General features: G+C 62.2%; 17 protein-coding genes. 4 read left to right on the forward strand and 13 right to left on the reverse strand.

What is annotated here, in order from left to right; translation table 11 throughout:
- Positions 1-89: 89 nt before the first annotated feature.
- Positions 90-752 (reverse strand): TetR/AcrR family transcriptional regulator, encoded by a 663-nt coding sequence (locus AB7951_RS22695; protein ID WP_439062267.1) that lies wholly within the window; start codon positions 750-752, stop codon positions 90-92.
- Between the two features lie 99 nt (positions 753-851).
- Here AB7951_RS22695 and AB7951_RS22700 point away from each other — a divergent pair, with 99 nt between their 5' ends.
- Positions 852-1,502, forward strand: coding sequence for a glutathione binding-like protein (locus AB7951_RS22700; protein WP_439062266.1), 651 nt, complete (start codon positions 852-854; stop codon positions 1,500-1,502).
- Here the strand turns inward: AB7951_RS22700 and phnE (AB7951_RS22705) are convergent, their stop codons facing one another.
- From phnE (AB7951_RS22705) to phnC, 4 genes are all read right to left on the reverse strand, one after another.
- On the reverse strand, positions 1,503-2,351 hold the full coding sequence (gene phnE, locus AB7951_RS22705) for a phosphonate ABC transporter, permease protein PhnE (protein WP_439062265.1): 849 nt from the start codon (positions 2,349-2,351) through the stop codon (positions 1,503-1,505).
- On the reverse strand, positions 2,348-3,232 hold the full coding sequence (phnE, locus tag AB7951_RS22710; protein WP_439062264.1) for a phosphonate ABC transporter, permease protein PhnE: 885 nt from the start codon (positions 3,230-3,232) through the stop codon (positions 2,348-2,350). Before phnE (AB7951_RS22710) ends, phnE (AB7951_RS22705) begins: the two co-directional genes overlap by 4 nt.
- Before the next feature lie 80 nt (positions 3,233-3,312).
- Positions 3,313-4,251 carry a phosphonate ABC transporter substrate-binding protein gene (phnD, locus tag AB7951_RS22715; protein WP_439062263.1) on the reverse strand — a complete coding sequence of 313 codons (939 nt, stop codon included), beginning with the start codon at positions 4,249-4,251 and terminating at the stop codon, positions 3,313-3,315.
- A gap of 113 nt (positions 4,252-4,364) precedes the next feature.
- The gene (gene phnC / locus AB7951_RS22720) at positions 4,365-5,174 is read right to left on the reverse strand and encodes a phosphonate ABC transporter ATP-binding protein (RefSeq protein ID WP_439062262.1); all 810 of its coding nucleotides are present in this window, start codon (positions 5,172-5,174) and stop codon (positions 4,365-4,367) included.
- A 224-nt stretch (positions 5,175-5,398) separates the two neighbouring features.
- Between phnC and AB7951_RS22725 the strand changes: the two genes are divergently transcribed.
- The 3 genes from AB7951_RS22725 (at position 5,399) to AB7951_RS22735 (ending at position 8,015) form a co-directional block, all read left to right on the forward strand.
- Positions 5,399-6,049 carry a chloramphenicol acetyltransferase gene (locus tag AB7951_RS22725; protein ID WP_089262021.1) on the forward strand — a complete coding sequence of 217 codons (651 nt, stop codon included), beginning with the start codon at positions 5,399-5,401 and terminating at the stop codon, positions 6,047-6,049.
- On the forward strand, positions 6,046-7,233 hold the full coding sequence (locus AB7951_RS22730) for an alpha-D-ribose 1-methylphosphonate 5-triphosphate diphosphatase (RefSeq protein ID WP_439062261.1): 1,188 nt from the start codon (positions 6,046-6,048) through the stop codon (positions 7,231-7,233). The genes AB7951_RS22725 and AB7951_RS22730 overlap by 4 nt, the downstream gene beginning before the upstream one ends.
- A gap of 80 nt (positions 7,234-7,313) precedes the next feature.
- A complete protein-coding gene (locus AB7951_RS22735; RefSeq protein WP_439062260.1) occupies positions 7,314-8,015 on the forward strand; it encodes a DUF1045 domain-containing protein in 702 nt (233 codons plus the stop codon).
- A 5-nt stretch (positions 8,016-8,020) separates the two neighbouring features.
- On the opposite strand, the gene AB7951_RS22740 is transcribed toward AB7951_RS22735, so the two are convergent.
- The 8 genes from AB7951_RS22740 to AB7951_RS22775 form a co-directional block, all read right to left on the reverse strand.
- Positions 8,021-8,806, reverse strand: coding sequence for an ABC transporter ATP-binding protein (locus AB7951_RS22740; protein WP_439062259.1), 786 nt, complete (start codon positions 8,804-8,806; stop codon positions 8,021-8,023).
- Positions 8,803-9,852, reverse strand: a complete 1,050-nt coding sequence (locus AB7951_RS22745; protein WP_439066629.1) for a FecCD family ABC transporter permease — start codon at positions 9,850-9,852, stop codon at positions 8,803-8,805. Before AB7951_RS22745 ends, AB7951_RS22740 begins: the two co-directional genes overlap by 4 nt.
- Complete coding sequence (locus AB7951_RS22750) at positions 9,849-10,946, reverse strand: ABC transporter substrate-binding protein (RefSeq protein ID WP_439068741.1); 1,098 nt, start codon at positions 10,944-10,946, stop codon at positions 9,849-9,851. The genes AB7951_RS22745 and AB7951_RS22750 overlap by 4 nt, the downstream gene beginning before the upstream one ends.
- Before the next feature lie 23 nt (positions 10,947-10,969).
- Positions 10,970-11,827: an alpha/beta hydrolase gene (locus tag AB7951_RS22755; protein WP_439062256.1), complete on the reverse strand. Its 858-nt coding sequence runs from the start codon at positions 11,825-11,827 to the stop codon at positions 10,970-10,972.
- Positions 11,828-11,901: 74 nt separating this feature from the next.
- Positions 11,902-14,289: a TonB-dependent siderophore receptor gene (locus AB7951_RS22760; RefSeq protein WP_439062255.1), complete on the reverse strand. Its 2,388-nt coding sequence runs from the start codon at positions 14,287-14,289 to the stop codon at positions 11,902-11,904.
- A 180-nt stretch (positions 14,290-14,469) separates the two neighbouring features.
- Positions 14,470-15,351, reverse strand: coding sequence for a helix-turn-helix domain-containing protein (locus AB7951_RS22765; protein ID WP_441256046.1), 882 nt, complete (start codon positions 15,349-15,351; stop codon positions 14,470-14,472).
- A gap of 105 nt (positions 15,352-15,456) precedes the next feature.
- Complete coding sequence (gene zigA, locus AB7951_RS22770) at positions 15,457-16,662, reverse strand: zinc metallochaperone GTPase ZigA (RefSeq protein WP_439062253.1); 1,206 nt, start codon at positions 16,660-16,662, stop codon at positions 15,457-15,459.
- 181 nt (positions 16,663-16,843) lie between these two features.
- Complete coding sequence (locus AB7951_RS22775) at positions 16,844-17,992, reverse strand: diguanylate cyclase domain-containing protein (protein WP_439062252.1); 1,149 nt, start codon at positions 17,990-17,992, stop codon at positions 16,844-16,846.
- Between the last annotated feature and the right edge of the window lie 5 nt (positions 17,993-17,997).

A 17,997-nucleotide genomic window follows, 5' to 3' on the forward strand; every position in this document is an offset into this window, starting at 1 on the left:
GGGTCTCCTTGGATGAAAGACGGTCGACATCGTGCGATCCCGACAGGTTAGCGGAAATTATTGTTGGGAGCGCGGCGACGTGGAACACGTCATGCGGAGGGCCGGCATAACAGGCCGACCGCCTTCTGCAGGAACGCCTCCAGCTCTGCGCGCGGAACACCGGCACGGGACCGGATCGAGAGCATATTCAGTATCGCAGACGCCATCTGCGACAGCGTGGGAACATCGATCGTCTCCGGCAATTCGCCGCGCGCGACGGCGGTCTTGAAACACCAGCCAAAGGCGTCGTCGAGCTCGACAAAATTTTCGCGCATCATCGCGCCGATCTCCGGATCGGCGATAGCGTCGGACGCCACCGTCATGACAGCAAAACAGCCGCGCGGCGCGGTATCGCCTGTGGTGTAGATGTCGAGTGCCGCATCGAAGAACCGGCGCAGCCGCTCCCGGATGTCGATATCGGCCTTGAAGATCGCGATGACCCGGACGGTGTAGTCGTCGCGATAGCGCTGGTAGCTCTTGATATAGAGCGCGCGCTTGTCGCCGAAGGCGCCGTAGAGCGACGGCCGGTTCATGCCGGTCACTTCGCTGAGATCGTCGAGCGACGTCGCCGCATAACCGCCTTTGCGAAACAACGCCAGCGCCTGCCCGATCGCCACGTCGGGCTCATAGGCGCGTGGCCGGCCGCGGCGCTTCGGCTCGGTGGCCACCTCCGGCTTCGCCACGACGACGGGCTTTTTCTTTTTTTGTACCATTTCGCATTAAATCCCTTGACCAGATTTATATTATGCGAGACGGTACTAAAATCAACCGGCGGACAGGTCGTAACAGTCCGCCATCTCAAGGAGGCTTCCATGGATCTGTATTTCTCCCCGATGGCCTGTTCGATGGCCACCCGCATCGCGCTGTATGAGGCCGAAGCCAGCGCCGATGCCCGGTTCTTCGAGGTCGATCCACTGAACAAGGAGGTGCGCAACGACGGTTCGGATTTCCGCGACGTGAATCCGCTCGGCCTGGTGCCGACACTGCGCACCGACGATGGCGTCATCCTCACCGAGAATGCCGCGATCCTGCAGCATGTCGCCGACTGGTTTCCGCACTCCCCCATCGCCGCGGGTTCGGGCATCGACCGCAGCCGGCTGCAGCAGTGGCTGTGTTTCATCGGCACCGAGCTGCACAAGGGGCTGTTCGTCCCGTTGCTGGCCAAGAAGGCGCCCCCGGAGATGAAGGCCTATGCACTACAAAGCGGATTGTCGCGGCTGACCTATCTCGAAAACCATCTCACCGGACGCGGCTTCCTGCTCGACAGGTTCAGCGTCGCCGACGCCTATCTTGTCACGGTGCTGAACTGGACGATGGTGTTGCCGGAGATCGATCTGAACAATTGGCCGGCGATCAAGGCCTATCACAAGCGCCTGCGCGAACGCCCGAGCATCGTGCGCGCGGTCACTGAAGAGTTCGAACTGTTCAAGGCCGAACAGGAACGCCACAAGGCGGCGGCGTGATCACGCCACCGCGCGGCGACCGATGATGGCAAAGCGCAATCGGCTGGAGATCCAGTCGATTGCCGCCACGGCGACCAGGATCATCAGGATCAGAAACGAGACCTTCTGCCATTCCAGCACGCGGATTTGCTCGGCGAGCTGAAGACCGATACCGCCCGCACCGACAATGCCGATGATGGTGGCGGAGCGGGTGTTGGACTCGATGAAATACAGCACCTGTCCGGCGATGATAGGCAGAACCTGCGGCATCAAGCCGAAACGAATCTCGTGCATTGCGCTGCCGCCGGAGGCCCGAATGCCCTCGACCTGCTTCTTGTCGGCGGCTTCAATGGCTTCCGAAAACAATTTGCCGAAGGCGCCGAAATCCGAAATCGCGATCGCCAGCACGCCGGCAAACGGGCCGAGACCGACGACGTTGATCCAGACCAGCGCCCAGATCAGCGTATCGACGCCGCGGATCGAATCCAGAAACCGCCTGACCGGAAAGCGTAGCCATGCCGACGGAATGACATTGCGTGCCGCGAGCAGGCTGACCGGCAGCGCGAACACCGCGGCCAAAGTCGTGCCTAGCAAGGCGATCGACAGCGTCTCGCCCATCGCCTGCAGATAGGCAGGCAGCGACGAACCGGGATTCGGCGGGATCATCATCATGGTGATCCAGCCGAGTTCGCGCAGGCCGGTCCACATCCGCGCCGGCGAGAAATCGAGTTCATTGAGCCCAAAGATGAACAATGCCAGCGCCGCGACCAGGATGGCGGGCACGCCGGCGCGCGACGCCATCGGGCGGCTGAAGACATCAGGATAGCGCCCGCGCAATGCGGGGGTATTGATGTCAGGCTGCCTACTCATGATCTGGCTTCCTTGCCGAACAGACGGCCGCGCAGCCAGCCGGTCCCGATGTCGATGATGAAAACCGTGACGATGATCATCAGCAGGATCGCACTGACGTCGGAATAATAGAACTTTCTGACAGCAACGACGAGTTCCTGACCGATGCCGCCCGCACCGACGAAGCCCATCACGGAGGCACCACGCACATTGATCTCGAAGCGCAGCAGCGTGTAGCTCGCAAATCCGGCCGCGACCTGCGGCAGCACGGCAAAGCGCATGCAGTCGACCCAGCCTGCACCAGTGGAGCGGATGCCTTCCACCGGCTTCATGTCGATATTCTCGACGATCTCGCCATAGAGCTTGCCGAGCGCGCCGATGCAGTGGATCGCAATCGCCAGCACGCCTGCCATTGGGCCGAGACCAAAGGCGATGACGAAGATCAGCGCGAACACGATATCCGGCACGGTGCGGCAGAATTCCATGAAGCGGCGCACGGCAAAGCGCAGCGGCACTGAGGGCGCAGTATTCTCGGCCGCGAGAAAATTGAGCCCGAAGGCCAGCACGGCACCGATCAGCGTGCCGACATAGCTAATCAGCACGGTCTCGCCGAGCAGCGACAGCCACTTCTTCCAACCCCAGAACCATTCATTGACGTCGGTCCAGACCCGGGTGCCGGCTTCGAGCGTGAAGATGCGATCGAAATAGCTGCCGAAGTTGCCAATCTTCTCGATGAAGGTCCTGAGATTGACCTCGGCGCCGAGCCCCGCGACGAACAGCGCTGCAACGCAGGCCACCACGACGAACAGCGTGCGCAACCGCCGGCGTGCCACCGCCTTGCGGTAGGCATCGTTCAGCGCAGCAAGCTGCGGAGCCGGAAGAATGGAAACGGCGGCGGACATGATGTGCGGGCCTATCTGGGATCAAACACAGAAAAGGAGCCGGACCATTTCTGATCCGGCTCCCTTCAATGGTCGGGCAATCAGGACGCCTTCTTCTTGCGAAGCGCGTCGACGAACTTGATCAGGTCGATGGTAGCGTCCCAATCCTTGGTGGTCGCGGCATGGAAGCCCTTCTTCTGGCCGTCCGACAGGCGATCAAAAGCCGCCTTGTCCTTGGTCGGTGCATCGACGAAGGCCTTGGCGATGGCGACCTTCAGCTCTTCCGGCAGGTCGGAGCTATAGGCATAGGGGCCATTGATGATCGGGGCCGACTTGTGGATGATGCGGAAGTCTTCCTTCTTCATCGCCGAGCCGTCGGCATTCTTCAGCATGCCCTTGGTGAGCATCTGCTGCAGCGTCGAGTCGTTGTCGTTGGTCCACTGGTTGGCGGCGACATCGACGGTGCCCTGCGACAGCGCCAGCAGCGCATTTTCGTGGCTGCCGGTGAACACGACCTTGCTGAAATAGGTGTCGGCATCGGAGATGCCCATCTTGTCCAGCTCGAAGCGCGGCACGTTGTTGCCGGAGGTCGAATTCGGATCGACCAGACCGAGGTTCTTGCCCTTCAGATTATCGACCGACTTGTAGGGGCTCGACGCTTTAACGAAAAACACCGAGTAGTAGCCAGTGGAGCCATCGATATTGATGTCGTTGGCAAAGGCATCGGTCTTGACGCCGGTGAGGCGGGCGCGCGCGAACGAGGCCGAGCCGTAGCTGGCGATGTGGATGTTGCCGGAGCGCTGGCCTTCGATGACGGCTGCGTAGTCATTGGCGATGCGCAAATTGACCTTCACGCCGAGTTCTTTCGACAGATAGGCGACGAAGGGCGCCCAGCGCTCGGTGACGCCCGAGGCGTTTTCTGCCGGGATGATGGCGAAGGTCAGTTCCGGATACTTGGCCTTGTAATCCTGGGCCGAGGCCGAGGTGGCGGCGAAAGCCAGCGCCGCGGCGCTGAGCAGAATGGAGCGACGGTTGATCATGACAGTCCCTGTTTTGATCTGAGGTGAAACGTTTTTTCTTGGTAGAAGGCGCGTCTATCGCGGCGATGCCATCGTTACGATGACGTCACCGCGATAATTTCAACGCACTGCAATCACGCGACGGCAGCAACACCGTATTCGGGAACCCGGACGGGCGCTGGCACATGCGCCGATCCCATTACCTCGTCGGCTTCGAGATCGTAGAGTTCGCGGGCAATATGTTCGGTGAGCGCGGAGGGCGCGCCATCGAACACGACGCGGCCGGCGGACATGCCGATCAGGCGATCGCAATAGGTGCGCGCCAGATCGAGCGAATGCAGGTTGCACATCACGGTGATGCCGAAGTGCTTGTTGATCCGCAGCAGTGCATCCATGACGATGCGGGTGTTGCGCGGATCGAGCGAGGCGATCGGCTCATCCGCGAGAATAATGTCGGGCTGCTGCACCAGTGCACGCGCGATGGCGACACGCTGCTGCTGACCGCCGGAGAGCTGATCGGCGCGTTGCGAAGCATATTGCGCCATGTCGAACTGTTCCAGCGCCGACATCGCCAGCGCACGGTCGTCCTCAGGCCACATCTGGGTCAGCGAGCGCCACTGCGGCATCTCGGCCAGACGGCCCATCAGCACATTGGTCAGCACGTCGAGACGGCCGACGAGATTGAACTGCTGGAAGATCATCGCCGAGCGCGCGCGCCACTTGCGCAGATCGCGGCCCTTGAGTGCGGTAACATCGGTGCCATCAAATACGATACGGCCTTCGGTCGGCTCGCACAGGCGATTGATCATGCGCAGCATGGTCGACTTGCCGGCACCGGAACGGCCGATCACGCCGACGAATGCGCCGGGCTTGATCTCGAACGATGCGTTATCGACGGCTGCCTTGGCGCCGAAACGGCACGTCAGCTTATCCACCACCAGCATGAGGCACTCCAATGACAATAGACATCGCCACCGGTAACGCCCGCGTTTAACAGTGATGTGACATGTGCCCTGCGCATACGGGTTATCGTCGTTGCGGGAAAAGGACGCCCGAATTCATGCTGATGTCACGACACCGTCACGAAACCGACCGAAGAGGTGCCCGCGCGCCAGCGCACACTCTGATATATCACCCACCGATTCCTCTTCCGTCGCACGAGCGTCACATGGCCGGAAAACAACTCTCGCTCACGCCAGCGGTCGATCCCACCGCGAAACTCGTCGATACCGAGCTCGGCGCCTATACCGAAGTCGGCGCGCGCACGATCCTCAATGAAGTGACGATGGGCGACTATTCATATGTCGTGAATGACGGCCAGATCACCTACACGACGATCGGCAAGTTCTGCTCAATCGCGGCGATGATCCGGATCAATCCCGGCAATCACCCGATGCACCGGGCGACACAGGCGCACTTCACCTATCGCGCCAGTGCCTACTTCCCCGGCGAAAGCGACGACGCCGACTTCTTTGCCTGGCGACGCGAACATCATTGCACTATCGGCCACGATGTGTGGCTCGGCCATGGCGCCATCGTGCTGCCCGGCCGCAATATCGGCACCGGCGCGGTGATCGCCGCCGGGGCCATCGTGACCAAGGACGTCGCCCCCTATACGATCGTCGCCGGCAATCCGGCGCGGCCGGTGCGGCGACGATTTTCGGAAGCCGTGGAAGACGGGCTGATGGACCTCGCCTGGTGGAACTGGGACCACGAGATGCTACGACAGGCGCTACCGGATTTCCGCAAGCTCCCGGTCGAGGATTTCCTGAGCAAGTATAAAGGCGTCAAGGCGCCCAGGCAGATGGCAGTGACATGACTGGACTTTTCATCGACGGCGGACGCACTTTGCTCGGCCAGGACATCGCCGAGACTTCGCTGCAGATTGGGGATGGCGTGATTGCGGACATCGGATCGGATGCGCCCCATGGCGCGCTCGGCCTCGATGCCTCCGATCTGCTGGTGCTGCCGGGAATCGTCGACCTGCATGGCGACGCCTTCGAGCGGCAGTTGATGCCGCGCCCCGGCGTCGACTTCCCGGTCGATGTCGCCTTGATCGACAGCGACCGGCAGGCCATCGCCAATGGCATCACCACAGTGTTTCACGGCACCACGTGGTCCTGGGAGCCGGGCCTGCGCGGCGCGGAGAACGCCCGCAAGCTGCTGGATGCCATCGAGACGCTGCGGCCGAAGCTCGCCTCCGACACGCGCTTCCATCTGCGGCAGGAGACGTTCAATCTCGACGCCGAAGATGAGATCGTCGGCTGGCTGCAGGCCGGCCGCATCGATCTGCTCGCCTTCAACGATCATATGGACATCGCCGGCATCTCAAAGCCGGCAAAGCGCGCGCGGATGGTCGAACGTACCGGGCTCAGCAGCGATGCCTTCGACCAGCTGGTCGATCGCGTGCTGTCGCGCGCCGATGAGGTGCCTGCCTCGATTGCCCGCCTCGCCAAAGCGGCGAGCGCTGCCGGCGTGCCGACGCTCTCGCATGATGACGCAACGCCTGCGATGCGCGATGACTTCCGCAGGCTCGGCGTCAATATCGCCGAATTCCCGATCAACGTGGAAACCGCACAAGCCGCCGCCGATGCTGGCGACTTCATCGTGTTCGGCGCGCCCAATGTGGTGCGCGGCGGCAGCCATACCGGCTGGACCAAGGCGTCCGACATGATCGCCAAGGGCCTCTGCTCGGTGCTGGCGTCGGACTATTACTATCCCGCGCAATTGCTGGCCGCGTTCCGGCTGCTCCATGATGGCATTCTGTCGCTGCCGCAGGCCTGGGCATTGATCTCGTCCGCACCAGCGAAAGCTGCCGGTCTCACCGACCGTGGCGAGATCGCGGATGGACGCCGCGCTGATTTGCTGCTTGTCGATGACAGCATCGCAATGCGTCCGCGCATCATCGCCGTGATCGCGCAGGGCAACCTCGTGCATCTGACCGATGCCACAAGGCTTCAGCCGGCGCGTGCCATACACCGCAAAGTTATTGCCGCGGCGTAACACGGCTCCTCTCTTACTTGAGCATGATCGTTCCCGCAAACCGGCATCCACTTTTCGGGATCATGCTCTATGGTGCGGCCATGAATGAATTCCCGCGCTACGCGATCTATTACGCCCCCGACGCCGACAGTGCCCTCGCGCGCTTCGGCGCCGAGACCCTTGGCTACGATCCCTTCACCGGCAATGACGTGCTGGTGCCCGGCGATCTCATCATGCAGGCGCCGGACTGGCCGGCTGTCATCAAGGACCCACGCAAATACGGCTTTCATGCCACGCTGAAGGCACCGTTTTCGCTGACACCGGAAGCCACCGAAGCCGACCTGATCGCAGCCTTCGATGACTTCGCGCGAATGCCCCGCGCCATCCCGGAAATCTCGCCTGTGGTTCGTATTATCAGCGGCTTCACGGCTGTGGTGCCGGATGCCCCCTCTGCTGAACTTTCCACACTGGCTCAGGCCTGCGTTGAGGGATTCGAGGTGTTCCGCGCACCGATGACGCCGGAGGATCGCGCCCGGCGCAAACCGGAGAACCTGACGCCGCGACAGGTCGAGCAGCTCGATCGTTTCGGCTATCCCTATGTGCGCGACGACTTCCGCTTTCACATGACACTGACCGGACGGCTTGCGCCCGAGCGCAGCACAGCGGTGCTGGCGATACTGCAGCAGAGATTCGCGACACTTGATCTCACCTCACTGCGGATCGACCGCATCGGCCTGTTCCGCCAGACCTCTGCGACGTCACGCTTCCAGGTGCTGCGTCACGCGCCGCTGACGGCAGCCTGATTCATTCAGGCCAGCCGCCCGGCGTGAATATGGATGTCGCCGGAGGACGTGGTCTCGACACTGCCGTCGATGCCATAGACATCCGACAGCATGGTTGCGCCGATGGCATCAACTGGCGCGCCACTCGTGTAAAGCGCGCCGCCTTTCATCACCACGATGGAATCCGCCCAGCGCGCTGCCGCCTGCAGATCGTGCAACACCGCAATCACCGTGGTCCCCGCGCGCGCGGCTGTCTTGACGATGCTCATCACCTGAAGCTGATGCCGCAGATCGAGCGCGCTGGTCGGCTCATCAAGTAACAACAGCCGGGGCTTTCGCACCAGCGCCTGCGCCAGACTGGCAAGCTGGCGCTGGCCGCCGGAGAGCTTGTCGAACGGCTGCAGCGCCAGATCGATGATCCCGAGACCCGTAAGCGTCTCGAGGGCAGCATCGCGGAAAGCCACTGCGTCCATCTGTTCTATCTGAGGCGGTGACGCACGCAAGGCGCTGATCACAGATTCCAGCACGCTCAACGCCATCCGCTGCGGCAGAAATTGCGGCATGAAGGCCATCGCGCGGGACCGCTCGCTGGCCGATGCTGTCAGCATGTCAAGAGCGCCAAAGCTGATGTTGCCGGTAGCCGGCACGAGGCCCGCCACCGCGCGCAGCAGCGTCGTCTTGCCGGCGCCGTTCGGGCCGACCAATGCGGTGACCCGTCCGCCCTGTATGGACGGCAGCGATAGCCCCTGCAGAACCTTGCGCGCGCCGTAACCGGCAAAGAGATTCTGGATGGTGAGGTCCGACGTCGTCATATGGCGCCTCGTCTGCTGAAAATCAGCGAGAAGAACACCGGAAGCCCGATCAGCGCCGTGACGATGCCGATCGGGATCAGTACGCCCGGAATGATGCTCTTGCTGGCGACCGAGGCCAGCGACATGATGATCGCGCCGGTCAGCGCACTGGCTGGCAGGAAGAAGCGGTGATCCTCGCCGATCAGCAGCCGCGCGATATGCGGCCCGGCGAGCCCCACAAAGCCGATGGTCCCGACAAAGGCCATGGCGGTTGCTGTCAGGATGCTGATACGCAGCAGGGACATGAAGCGCAGTTGCGTGATGTTGATGCCGAGGCTGCGGGCACGATCTTCGCCGAGCCGCAGGGCCATCATCGGCCACGCCGCACGCTGCGCGAATGGCAGCGCGATCACGACGACCAGAGCCAGAAGACGTACCTTCTCCCAGCTCGCGCGGGAAAGGCTGCCCATGATCCAGAACACCAGTTGCTGCAACGCCTGCTGGCTTGCGAGAAACTGAGTCAGCGCCACCAGCGCGTTGAAGGTGAAGAACAGCGCGATGCCGCACAAGACGAGGATATCGGTGCCCGAACCGCGCAGCCGGGCCACCGATTGCAGCACGATGACGGCGATGAAGGAAAACACGAAGGCATTCGCCGAAATGATCCAGTTCTGCGGCACACCGGGAATGCCGATGCCGAGCACGATGGCCAGCGCCGCGCCAAAGGACGCTGCCGACGATACGCCGAGCGTGAAGGGACTGGCGAGTGGATTGCCGAGGATGGTCTGCATCTCCGCGCCGGCCGTCGCCAACGCAAGACCGACCAGCACTGCGAGCAACGCCTGTGGCAACCGCACCTCCCAGAGGATCGCGCTTTGCGGACCCGACAGTGCGCCGATGTTCAGCACGCCGCGGACCGCATCCATCAGGCCGAGGCTGGATGGCCCGGTGCCGAGATCGACGGCGAAGGAGACGATGCTGATCAGCGCCAGCAAGATGAGAAGCGCGATACGCCTGCGAATGACGCGCTGATAGGCCACGGCAATCGCCTGCGCTTCGGCCCTCACTTGAGATCGGCCCAATAGATGCCTTTCATCGGCACCGCGAGAAATGTCGCATTGATTTCTGCCATGGTCGCATCGGGATCGATGTCCTTCATCGCCTGCGGATGCAGCCAGCGCGCCAAAGCTTCTGTCGCCAGAAGATTCAGGGGCGTCGACATGATGTTGTGGAACAGGCCATGGACACGTTTCTCCTTGACCGCGCGGAGTTCGGAAAAGCCCGGCCGCGCGACGACCGCCGCGAGCCGCTGCTGAATCGTTTCAGCATTGAAGCCCGGGCCAATCACCAGACCGCCGGTTGCGCGCAGATGCGCGCCACCAGTGCCAACATAGATATCCGGATTTTGCGCAATCACATATTCGAGGCCGAGCTGCGCCGTCGGCCCTTTGGAGACAAGGGCGGAGATACTGTCGCCGCCAGCAAAGGCAATGAAGCGGCCGATATTGCCGCTGCCCGGCGCGTGGCAGCAATCGCTGGTGTTGGCGTGGGTCTCGAACAGGATGCTCGGGCGCCTCAAATCCTTCGGCATCCGCTCGGCAATCCGCTTCATATGCGCTTCGTAGAAGGCGATGTAGTCCTCGGCCTGCTTGTCGCGCCCGCTGACGCGGCCGAGCACGCGCATGCTGGGAATCGTGTTGTCGAACGGATTGACGAAGAAATCAGTGAACACCACGGGAATGCCTGCCGCCTCCAGCTGCCGCGCGACGTCATTGCCACGACCGCCCGGTGCGAAGCTGGTTCCGAGCACGGCGATGTCGGGCTTGATGGCGATCGCCTTCTCCACCGAGAACGAACCGTCATTGCCCATGCCGAGCACGGGAATGTCGTCGATATCAGGAAATTTCTGGCGATACAGCGCATAGCTCTCACTGTCGTTGCGTCGGAAATCGCCGAGCCAGCCGGCAATCAAACTCACGGGATCCTGATGCAACAGCGACAGGCCGAGAATCTGGCGCCCTTCGGCGAGGATCATCCGCTTGGCCGGCTGCGCGAGCGTGACGGTACGGCCAGTGATGTCGGTGATGGTGACGGGGTCTGCCGCAGCAGGCACGATGACCAGGCACAGGCCGAAGACGCACGCGATGAGCGCTGCCGTCACGGATCGAAAATCAATGGAAGCCATCACGTGCCCGATGCCAGAGAGAACCGCAGCGCCCGGCTGATTGCGGCCGGTAACACGGACGCATGATTCTCGTCCTCGAATTCCCTGAACGTCACCTGCAGCGCCGCGTTATCCATGATCGCGAGATCGGCTGCGAGACTGCGGGCATTCTCTACCATTCTGTTGCGGCGAATCCAGGAGTCATAGCCGACCGGCGATCCATCGCCGGATTGCGCCTCGGCCTGTTCCAGGCTCCCGACGGTCACGAGCACGCGCCGCGGCAACTCCAACGCGCGACCGGCCATGAAGCGGGCCTTGGCTTGCTGCAACTGTTCGCCACCAAACCAGATCGACGGACTGGCTGCCGCATAGTTGCGAAACAGACCGGGCCGCGTGAACAGCGCATGCAGCGCGAATAGTCCCCCGAAGGAATGCCCGAACAGTGCGCTCTGGTCGCGATCGATATCGAACTCCCCTTCGATCAGCGGCCGCAATTCGTGCGCGATGAAATCAAGAAATTCATCAGCGCCGCCCGTCCTGGTCCACCCGCCCTGATCGGGGCGCTGCGGCAGCGCATCGGACGGCACCGGCGGCGTGTAGTCATAGGTGCGACGTTCGGCGTCGAGCCACAACGTCGTGGGATAGCCGATGCCGATGATGATCGCGGGCCGCACACCCGTTCGCTCCGGCCGGCGCGACTGCAGCGCAGTTGCCGCTGCAGCAATGGGAAAAGTCCCGTTGCCGTCGAGCAGATAGACGACAGGCATCTTGCCCTGCAATTGGCCCGTGGCGGGCTGCCAGACAAAGATGCGGTAGTCGCGCCCCGCTTTCGAGGTGACGTCACGCACACTGGCGCCGGGCAGCATTACACTCGACATACAGGGATCGCTTTGCTGGCTCTTCGCTCGCGCGATCCGGCATCGACCACGGGCCGATGCCGGACCAAACTCATTTACCACTGATACCGGATCGTACCCAAGGTGGTCCGGCCGTTGCCGTAGAAGCACTGGTTCGATGAGGCACAGGCCGAAACGTAGGTCTTGTCGAAGATGTTGGTCATGTTGACCGCCACTTTCCACCCCTTGAGCTGCGGCGACATGCCGGCCAGATCATAATGGACCTGCGCATCGCCGAGCGTGTAGGCCGGAACGAGCATCGCAGCCGAATTGGCAGCGTCGCCATTCGACGCACCGACATAGCGCACGCCGCCGCCAAAGCCGAAGCCTGCGAGCGCACCGCTCTGGAAGGTGTAATCCATCCATAGCGACGCGGTATCGGCGGCTGCACCAACCGGCTTCTTGCCCTGCACGGAGACAATGGTGGAGGTGCCGTAGATCGTCGCCGTCTGCGAGCTCTTGGTAATGTCGATATCGGTGTGCGAATAGGCGGCGATCACGTCGAGGCCAGGCTGCAGCGTGACCTTACCCGAAAGTTCGATGCCCTTGGAACGCACCTCGCCCTGCTGGACCTGACAGAAGCCGCCCGACACAGTGCACCCGGTCGTGTGCGCCGTATCGGTCGTGAGCACATTGTTCTGCGTGATGTCGAAATAGGACAGCATGAAGAAGCCGTTCAGACCCGCCGGCTGATACTTCAAGCCGACCTCGTACTGCTCGCCCGTGGTCGGGACGAAGGCCTTGCCGGTGTAATCGGTGCCGATGCTCACGCTTGGTTCGAACGACGTCGAATAGCTTGCATAGGGCGCGAAGCCGTTATCGAACTGATAGGTCGTACCGACCCGCCACGTCGTCGCGGTGTCTGACGGTCGGATCAGGCTGGTCACGGCACCCGTCGCAAGGGTGCTGGTCTGGCTCGTGGCATTGGCCCAGTCGTTGCGGACGCCAGCAACGACAGCGAGCTTTCCGACCCGGACCTGATCCTGCAGGTAGATGCCGGACTGCTCACGATCGATGATCGTCAGGCTGGTCAGCGCCGGCGCGGATAGCGTTCCGTAATTCGGGTTAAGATAGTTGATGTTGGTCGAGGTGCCGGTGCCGAACCGGGCATTCGAGGACACGTTCTGATAATCGACGCCCATCAACACGGTGTGATCCAGCCAGCCGGTCGCGAATTTCGCTTCGGCCTGCGTGTCAATCGCCGCAGCCTTCAACTGCTCCAGATAGTTGGTTGTCGAACGCGCGAGACAGAGATTTGCCGTCGTGCCCGCGCCGCAGGTTGAACCTGCGCCAAAGCCTGTGACCGACAGCGCCTTGAAATCGCTGGTCACTTCCATGTAGCGGAAGTTCTGGCGAACGGCCCAGGTGTCGTTGAAGTGATGTTCGAACTCGTAGCCGACCGAGGTTTGCTCACGCGAATAGGTATTCACGTTGGGATGGCCGGAGAAGAAGTTCTTCGGAATCTGGCCGTTGGCGTTCGGCAGCAACGTGCCGAGCGCCGGCAGCCAGTTCGGCTGATAGCTCGACGGGTCCTTGGTGTAGCTGGCGCGCACGGTCAGCGTGGTGTCGGTCGATGGGCGCCAGGTGATGGTCGGCGCGATCATCTGGCGTTCAGTGGTGGTGTAATTGACTTCGGTATCCGCCGAGCGGCCGAGACCGACCAGCCGATAGAGCAGGTCGCCGTCCTTGGTCAGCGGACCACTGATGTCGAAGCCGCCTTCGATACGGCTGTGGTCACCGAAGCGGGTGAAGATTTCGCCCTGCGGCGTCGTGGTCGGGTTCTTGCTGATCAGATTGACCATGCCGCCGAGATTGTTCTGTCCGTACAGCACCGAAGCCGGACCGCGCAGGATCTCGACACGCTCGAGCAGGTACGGATCGACCGACGGCATAGCATAGGACACGCCGCGCGGCAGGCGCAGGCTGTCCCAGAAATGCAGATAGTTGGCGTTGGCACCGAAACCGCCGAAACCGCGGATGAAGACGTTGTCGAAACGATCGCCGACGCGGCTTTCGGAGATCACGCCGGGTTCGTAGCGCAGCGCTTCCGCAATCGACCGCGCGCCCTGCTGCGCGATCTGATCCTTGGTCACGACTGTGATCGACTGCGGCGTCTCAAGGATGGACGCGTCGGTCTTGGTACCGGTGGCTGAACGCCTAGCGACAATGCCCTGCACCGGACCGCGCGCAGTCTCGCGCGGCGCCACATCGGCGGCTGGTGGCGGCGCCACGGGCGCGCGACGCGCGGGGGCGGCGGTCCGCGACGACGAACGCTGCTTCGGTGCGGCGCGGGGCGCACGCGGTGCGCCGCCTTCGACGGTCACCGGCGGCAGAGTCGAAACGGATGATTGCTGCGCGAGGACTGACGTGGAATCGACGAACGGGAGCGCCAAAGCGAGCGGTGAGATATGGAGCAGCCGGCCCCAGTGCATATGTGTCGTCATGTGTCTGATGGTCCCCGAAAGTCATTGCTGCGCCGGGCAAATTCCCCAAGCCGGCGCGCCCTCTAGTGGCACGCAGCCCAAGGGAGACATAGGCGCGGACTTTCGTTTGCCGGACTCTCGCTTTTGTCTGAGGTTAGGAGACCTATAAACTGTCGCAGCGCTCTGCTGCGACGGCGGGATCTAGCGCAGGCTGCTCGGCGAAATGCCGAAGCGCTTCCGGAAGATGGTGGCGAAATGCGCCGCGCCGTAGCCGACGTGATAGGCCGCCTCCGACACGCTCATCTCGCCGGAGGAAATCAGCTTGTAGGCCTGTTCCAGACGGTATTCCTGCAGGAAGCCGAACACCGTTGAGCCATAGACACGGCGAAAACCATCGCTGAGCTTGCGGACATTGAGACCGACCTGCTGCGCCAGCCCTTCCAGGCTTGGCGGCTTCTGCATGGAGGCGATCAGCAATTCACGCGCCTGCCGTATGCGCTCGATTTCCTTTGAGGACAGCTGCAGCGCCTCCTCCGAGTTCGCCTGCGAAATGCAGGACGAGATCGCCAATGCGGCCAACTGCAACGCCTTGCCGCCGAGATAGAGCTCGCGCTCCGCACCCCGGATCGGGCAGTTCATGATCTGACTGGTCAAAGCCTGCAGCGCGTGACCCGCGGGGCCGGACATCAGCAGCGCGCCGTAGTCGCGCGAGATGTCTCGGCTCGTGAAGGATCTATCGAGCGCCGCCGACATGTCGGCACCCATGAGGTTCTCGTTCATCTGCACGATGACGTAACGCACGGGAACGTCGGCCGCGAAGACCTGATCGCGCTCGGCGCCGTTGATGGTACGGATGACCAGCACCGCGGGACCGCAAATCTCCCGTTCGGCGCCCTCGCCGATCCGGATCTGCACACGTCCACTCAGCAGCACGACGGTCTTCACACCGGCAGGCAGCGCCGCATTGACGCGTTTCGGCTTGTTGAAGCGCGTAATACCGGCGGACAGGATCAGCGCGCCTGACAATAGGAGCAGCTTCTCGTTTTCGCTGGGCGTGGTGACGGGCGAGAGTTGGCGATCCACCGACAGGGTCCATATGGGCAGGTGCCCGAAGGACGCACCCTATGGCCGCCAGCGCTGATCGCAACCCGCTGGGCCCATCGCCAATTTATAATAGCTCAAAGAAGCTCAGGCCATCTCGTCGGCCCGTTTCCAGGCGGGAAACGGATCGGCGAGCTTGGCCCAACCGGCGATATCCATGCCGGGCTTGCCAGGCACGAGACAGGCATCGAGCCGACGACGGATATCGCTTTCATCCATGTCGGAACCGATGAAGACGATCTCCTGTCGCCGGTCGCCATAGATCTCGTTCCAGTTCTTCTTCAGGGACTGCCGCCAATACGGATCGTCCGGCCAGCGATCGACGGGGACATTGGCCCACCAGAATCCCATGCCCTCGGTGCGTACGATGGCACCGGCCTGGCTGAGCTCCCCGACCCATTGCGGCCGCGTTGCCAGCCAGAAATGCCCCTTGCTACGGATCACGCCGGCCCAGCTCTCGCGCAGAAAGGCCTGAAACTTCACGGGATCGAACGGCCGCCGCGCGCGATAGACGAAATTCGTCACGCCGTATTCTTCGGTCTCCGGCACGTGGTCGGCAAAACCATAGAGCTCCTTGTGCCAGAGCGGATGCTGCTGCGCCTTTTCAAAATCAAAACGGCCGGTATCGAGCACGCGGTCGAACGGCACGTCGGCAAAGTTTGCCTCGATGATATCGGCATCGGGATTGAGCGCGCAGATGATCTTGCGCGCGCTGTTGCATTGCTCAAGCGTGGCGTCATTGACCTTGTTGAGCACCACGACATCGGCGAATTCGATCTGCTCCACCAGCAGATCCACCAGCGTGCGTTTGTCGCCGTCGAGTGCCTCGCCGCGGTCCTGCAGAAAGTCGGTCGAGGAATAGTCCTTCAGCAGGTTCACCGCATCGACGACGGTCACCATGGTATCGAGCTGCGCCACGTCCGACAGGCTGTCGCCGTTCTCGTCGCGGAAATCGAAAGTCGCGGCCACAGGCAGCGGCTCTGCAATTCCGGTGGATTCGATCAGCAGATAATCGAACCGCCGGCTTTCGGCGAGCGCCCGCACTTCCTTGAGCAGATCGTCGCGCAGCGTGCAGCAGATGCAGCCATTGGTCATCTCGACCAGCTTCTCATCCGTCCGCGACAGGTTGGCACCGCCATCGCGAACCAGGGCCGCATCGATGTTCACCTCGCTCATGTCGTTCACAATCACCGCCACTTTCAGGCCGTGACGGTTGTTCAGCACATGGTTTAGCAAAGTTGTCTTTCCAGCCCCGAGGAAGCCGGACAAGACTGTGACGGGGAGTTTTTGCATCGAGATCGAACAGTCTTTTGAGGGTACGGGACATCAGGCTCTTCTCGTATGTAACGTTATAACATAACATATCTAGCGCATGTCAACCCGCTAGCGCGGATCCCGTCGATGCGCTGTCAGCTTTTCCGATCTGCAGAAAATCTTATCTGGCGCGGCTCAGCCCACGCTCATTGCGTGGACGCTAGCCTGCCCGCGCGATTGTCTCGGCATCCACCGGCTTGGCAAAGGTCACGCGGTTTCGGCCGCTGGCTTTCGATGCGTAAAGTGCCCTGTCGGCAGCAGGTGTGAGATCGCAGGGATCGTCACCCTCGCGGCCGATGGCTATACCGACGCTGGCGCCAACGGTCAGTTCCAGGCCATCGATGACGAACGGCTCCGAGAGCGTCCGAATGATGCGGCGGCCCAGCAACATTGCCTCCTCGCGATTGCCGACGACGGATTGCACCACAACGAATTCGTCACCGCCCATGCGCACCGCGAAGTCGCCGTCGCGCAAAATTCCGCTGAGCCGGCTCGCGACCGCCTGCAGCAGCGCATCGCCTACGGGATGGCCATGCACGTCGTTGACCTCCTTGAACCGATCGAGGTCGACGCTGTGAACGGCAATGAGACAGCCCACCGCCCTGGCGCGCGCAGCGATGATCGCGAGGCGTTCCTGAAAGCCAAGCCGATTGGCCAGGCCCGTCAGCGCATCGTGCCGCGCGAGGGTCGAGAATTCATGCTTGAGCGAAATCTGCTCGATATTCTGCCGATAGATGAAACGCACGGTCTCGAAGCTGCCGAGCAGGAACGCGATCAGGATCACCGCATAGAAAGCCAGATTGCTATCGACGCGGGCGAGCGCCGCGAACGCCGTCGGCAAGGCGACCAGCATCAAGGCAGGCAATGCGATCCCCGGCCGGACGGAAATCCGACAGACGATGCCGGCCGCATAGCCGAACACCAACGCGGTCGCCAGGAGTTGATGAGCCGGATTCTTCGCCCAGAAGGTTGCTGCGCCGAGTATTCCGATCAGCCCTGCGAAGACGTAGCTGCTCCACGCGTAAAGCCGCTCCCATCGCTCGGCCGCGGCGATTGTGAAGCTGCGTTGACCCTTACTGCGATGATAGACGCCTTCGGTGGCCACGCGGAAGATCGTGACGATCACTCCGGCTGCACTCAACCCGTAGAACCATGGATTCGCAGAACTAATGGCGACGTGACACGAGACAATGGCCAGTGTGAAGCCGGCAATCGAGAGCGGCACACGCGTCTGGAAGAGCATGTCGATGAGTTCGATCCGGACATGGTCCGGAACGCCTACGAAAATTGATCTCCAGAATTTGACCACGTCGC

Origin of the sequence: Tardiphaga sp. 285_C5_N1_2, assembly GCF_052076065.1 — a bacterium.
Taxonomy (GTDB): domain Bacteria; phylum Pseudomonadota; class Alphaproteobacteria; order Rhizobiales; family Xanthobacteraceae; genus Tardiphaga; species Tardiphaga robiniae.

What these genes read in the sequence shown, in the direction of transcription:
- AB7951_RS22695 (WP_439062267.1), bottom strand. Translation starts at nt 752, where the DNA reads ATGGTACAAAAAAAGAAAAAGCCCGTCGTCGTGGCGAAGCCGGAGGTG.
- AB7951_RS22700 (WP_439062266.1), top strand. Translation starts at nt 852, where the DNA reads ATGGATCTGTATTTCTCCCCGATGGCCTGTTCGATGGCCACCCGCATC.
- phnE (WP_439062265.1), bottom strand. Translation starts at nt 2,351, where the DNA reads ATGAGTAGGCAGCCTGACATCAATACCCCCGCATTGCGCGGGCGCTAT.
- phnE (WP_439062264.1), bottom strand. Translation starts at nt 3,232, where the DNA reads ATGTCCGCCGCCGTTTCCATTCTTCCGGCTCCGCAGCTTGCTGCGCTG.
- phnD (WP_439062263.1), bottom strand. Translation starts at nt 4,251, where the DNA reads ATGATCAACCGTCGCTCCATTCTGCTCAGCGCCGCGGCGCTGGCTTTC.
- phnC (WP_439062262.1), bottom strand. Translation starts at nt 5,174, where the DNA reads ATGCTGGTGGTGGATAAGCTGACGTGCCGTTTCGGCGCCAAGGCAGCC.
- AB7951_RS22725 (WP_089262021.1), top strand. Translation starts at nt 5,399, where the DNA reads ATGGCCGGAAAACAACTCTCGCTCACGCCAGCGGTCGATCCCACCGCG.
- AB7951_RS22730 (WP_439062261.1), top strand. Translation starts at nt 6,046, where the DNA reads ATGACTGGACTTTTCATCGACGGCGGACGCACTTTGCTCGGCCAGGAC.
- AB7951_RS22735 (WP_439062260.1), top strand. Translation starts at nt 7,314, where the DNA reads ATGAATGAATTCCCGCGCTACGCGATCTATTACGCCCCCGACGCCGAC.
- AB7951_RS22740 (WP_439062259.1), bottom strand. Translation starts at nt 8,806, where the DNA reads ATGACGACGTCGGACCTCACCATCCAGAATCTCTTTGCCGGTTACGGC.
- AB7951_RS22755 (WP_439062256.1), bottom strand. Translation starts at nt 11,827, where the DNA reads ATGTCGAGTGTAATGCTGCCCGGCGCCAGTGTGCGTGACGTCACCTCG.
- AB7951_RS22760 (WP_439062255.1), bottom strand. Translation starts at nt 14,289, where the DNA reads ATGACGACACATATGCACTGGGGCCGGCTGCTCCATATCTCACCGCTC.
- zigA (WP_439062253.1), bottom strand. Translation starts at nt 16,662, where the DNA reads ATGCAAAAACTCCCCGTCACAGTCTTGTCCGGCTTCCTCGGGGCTGGA.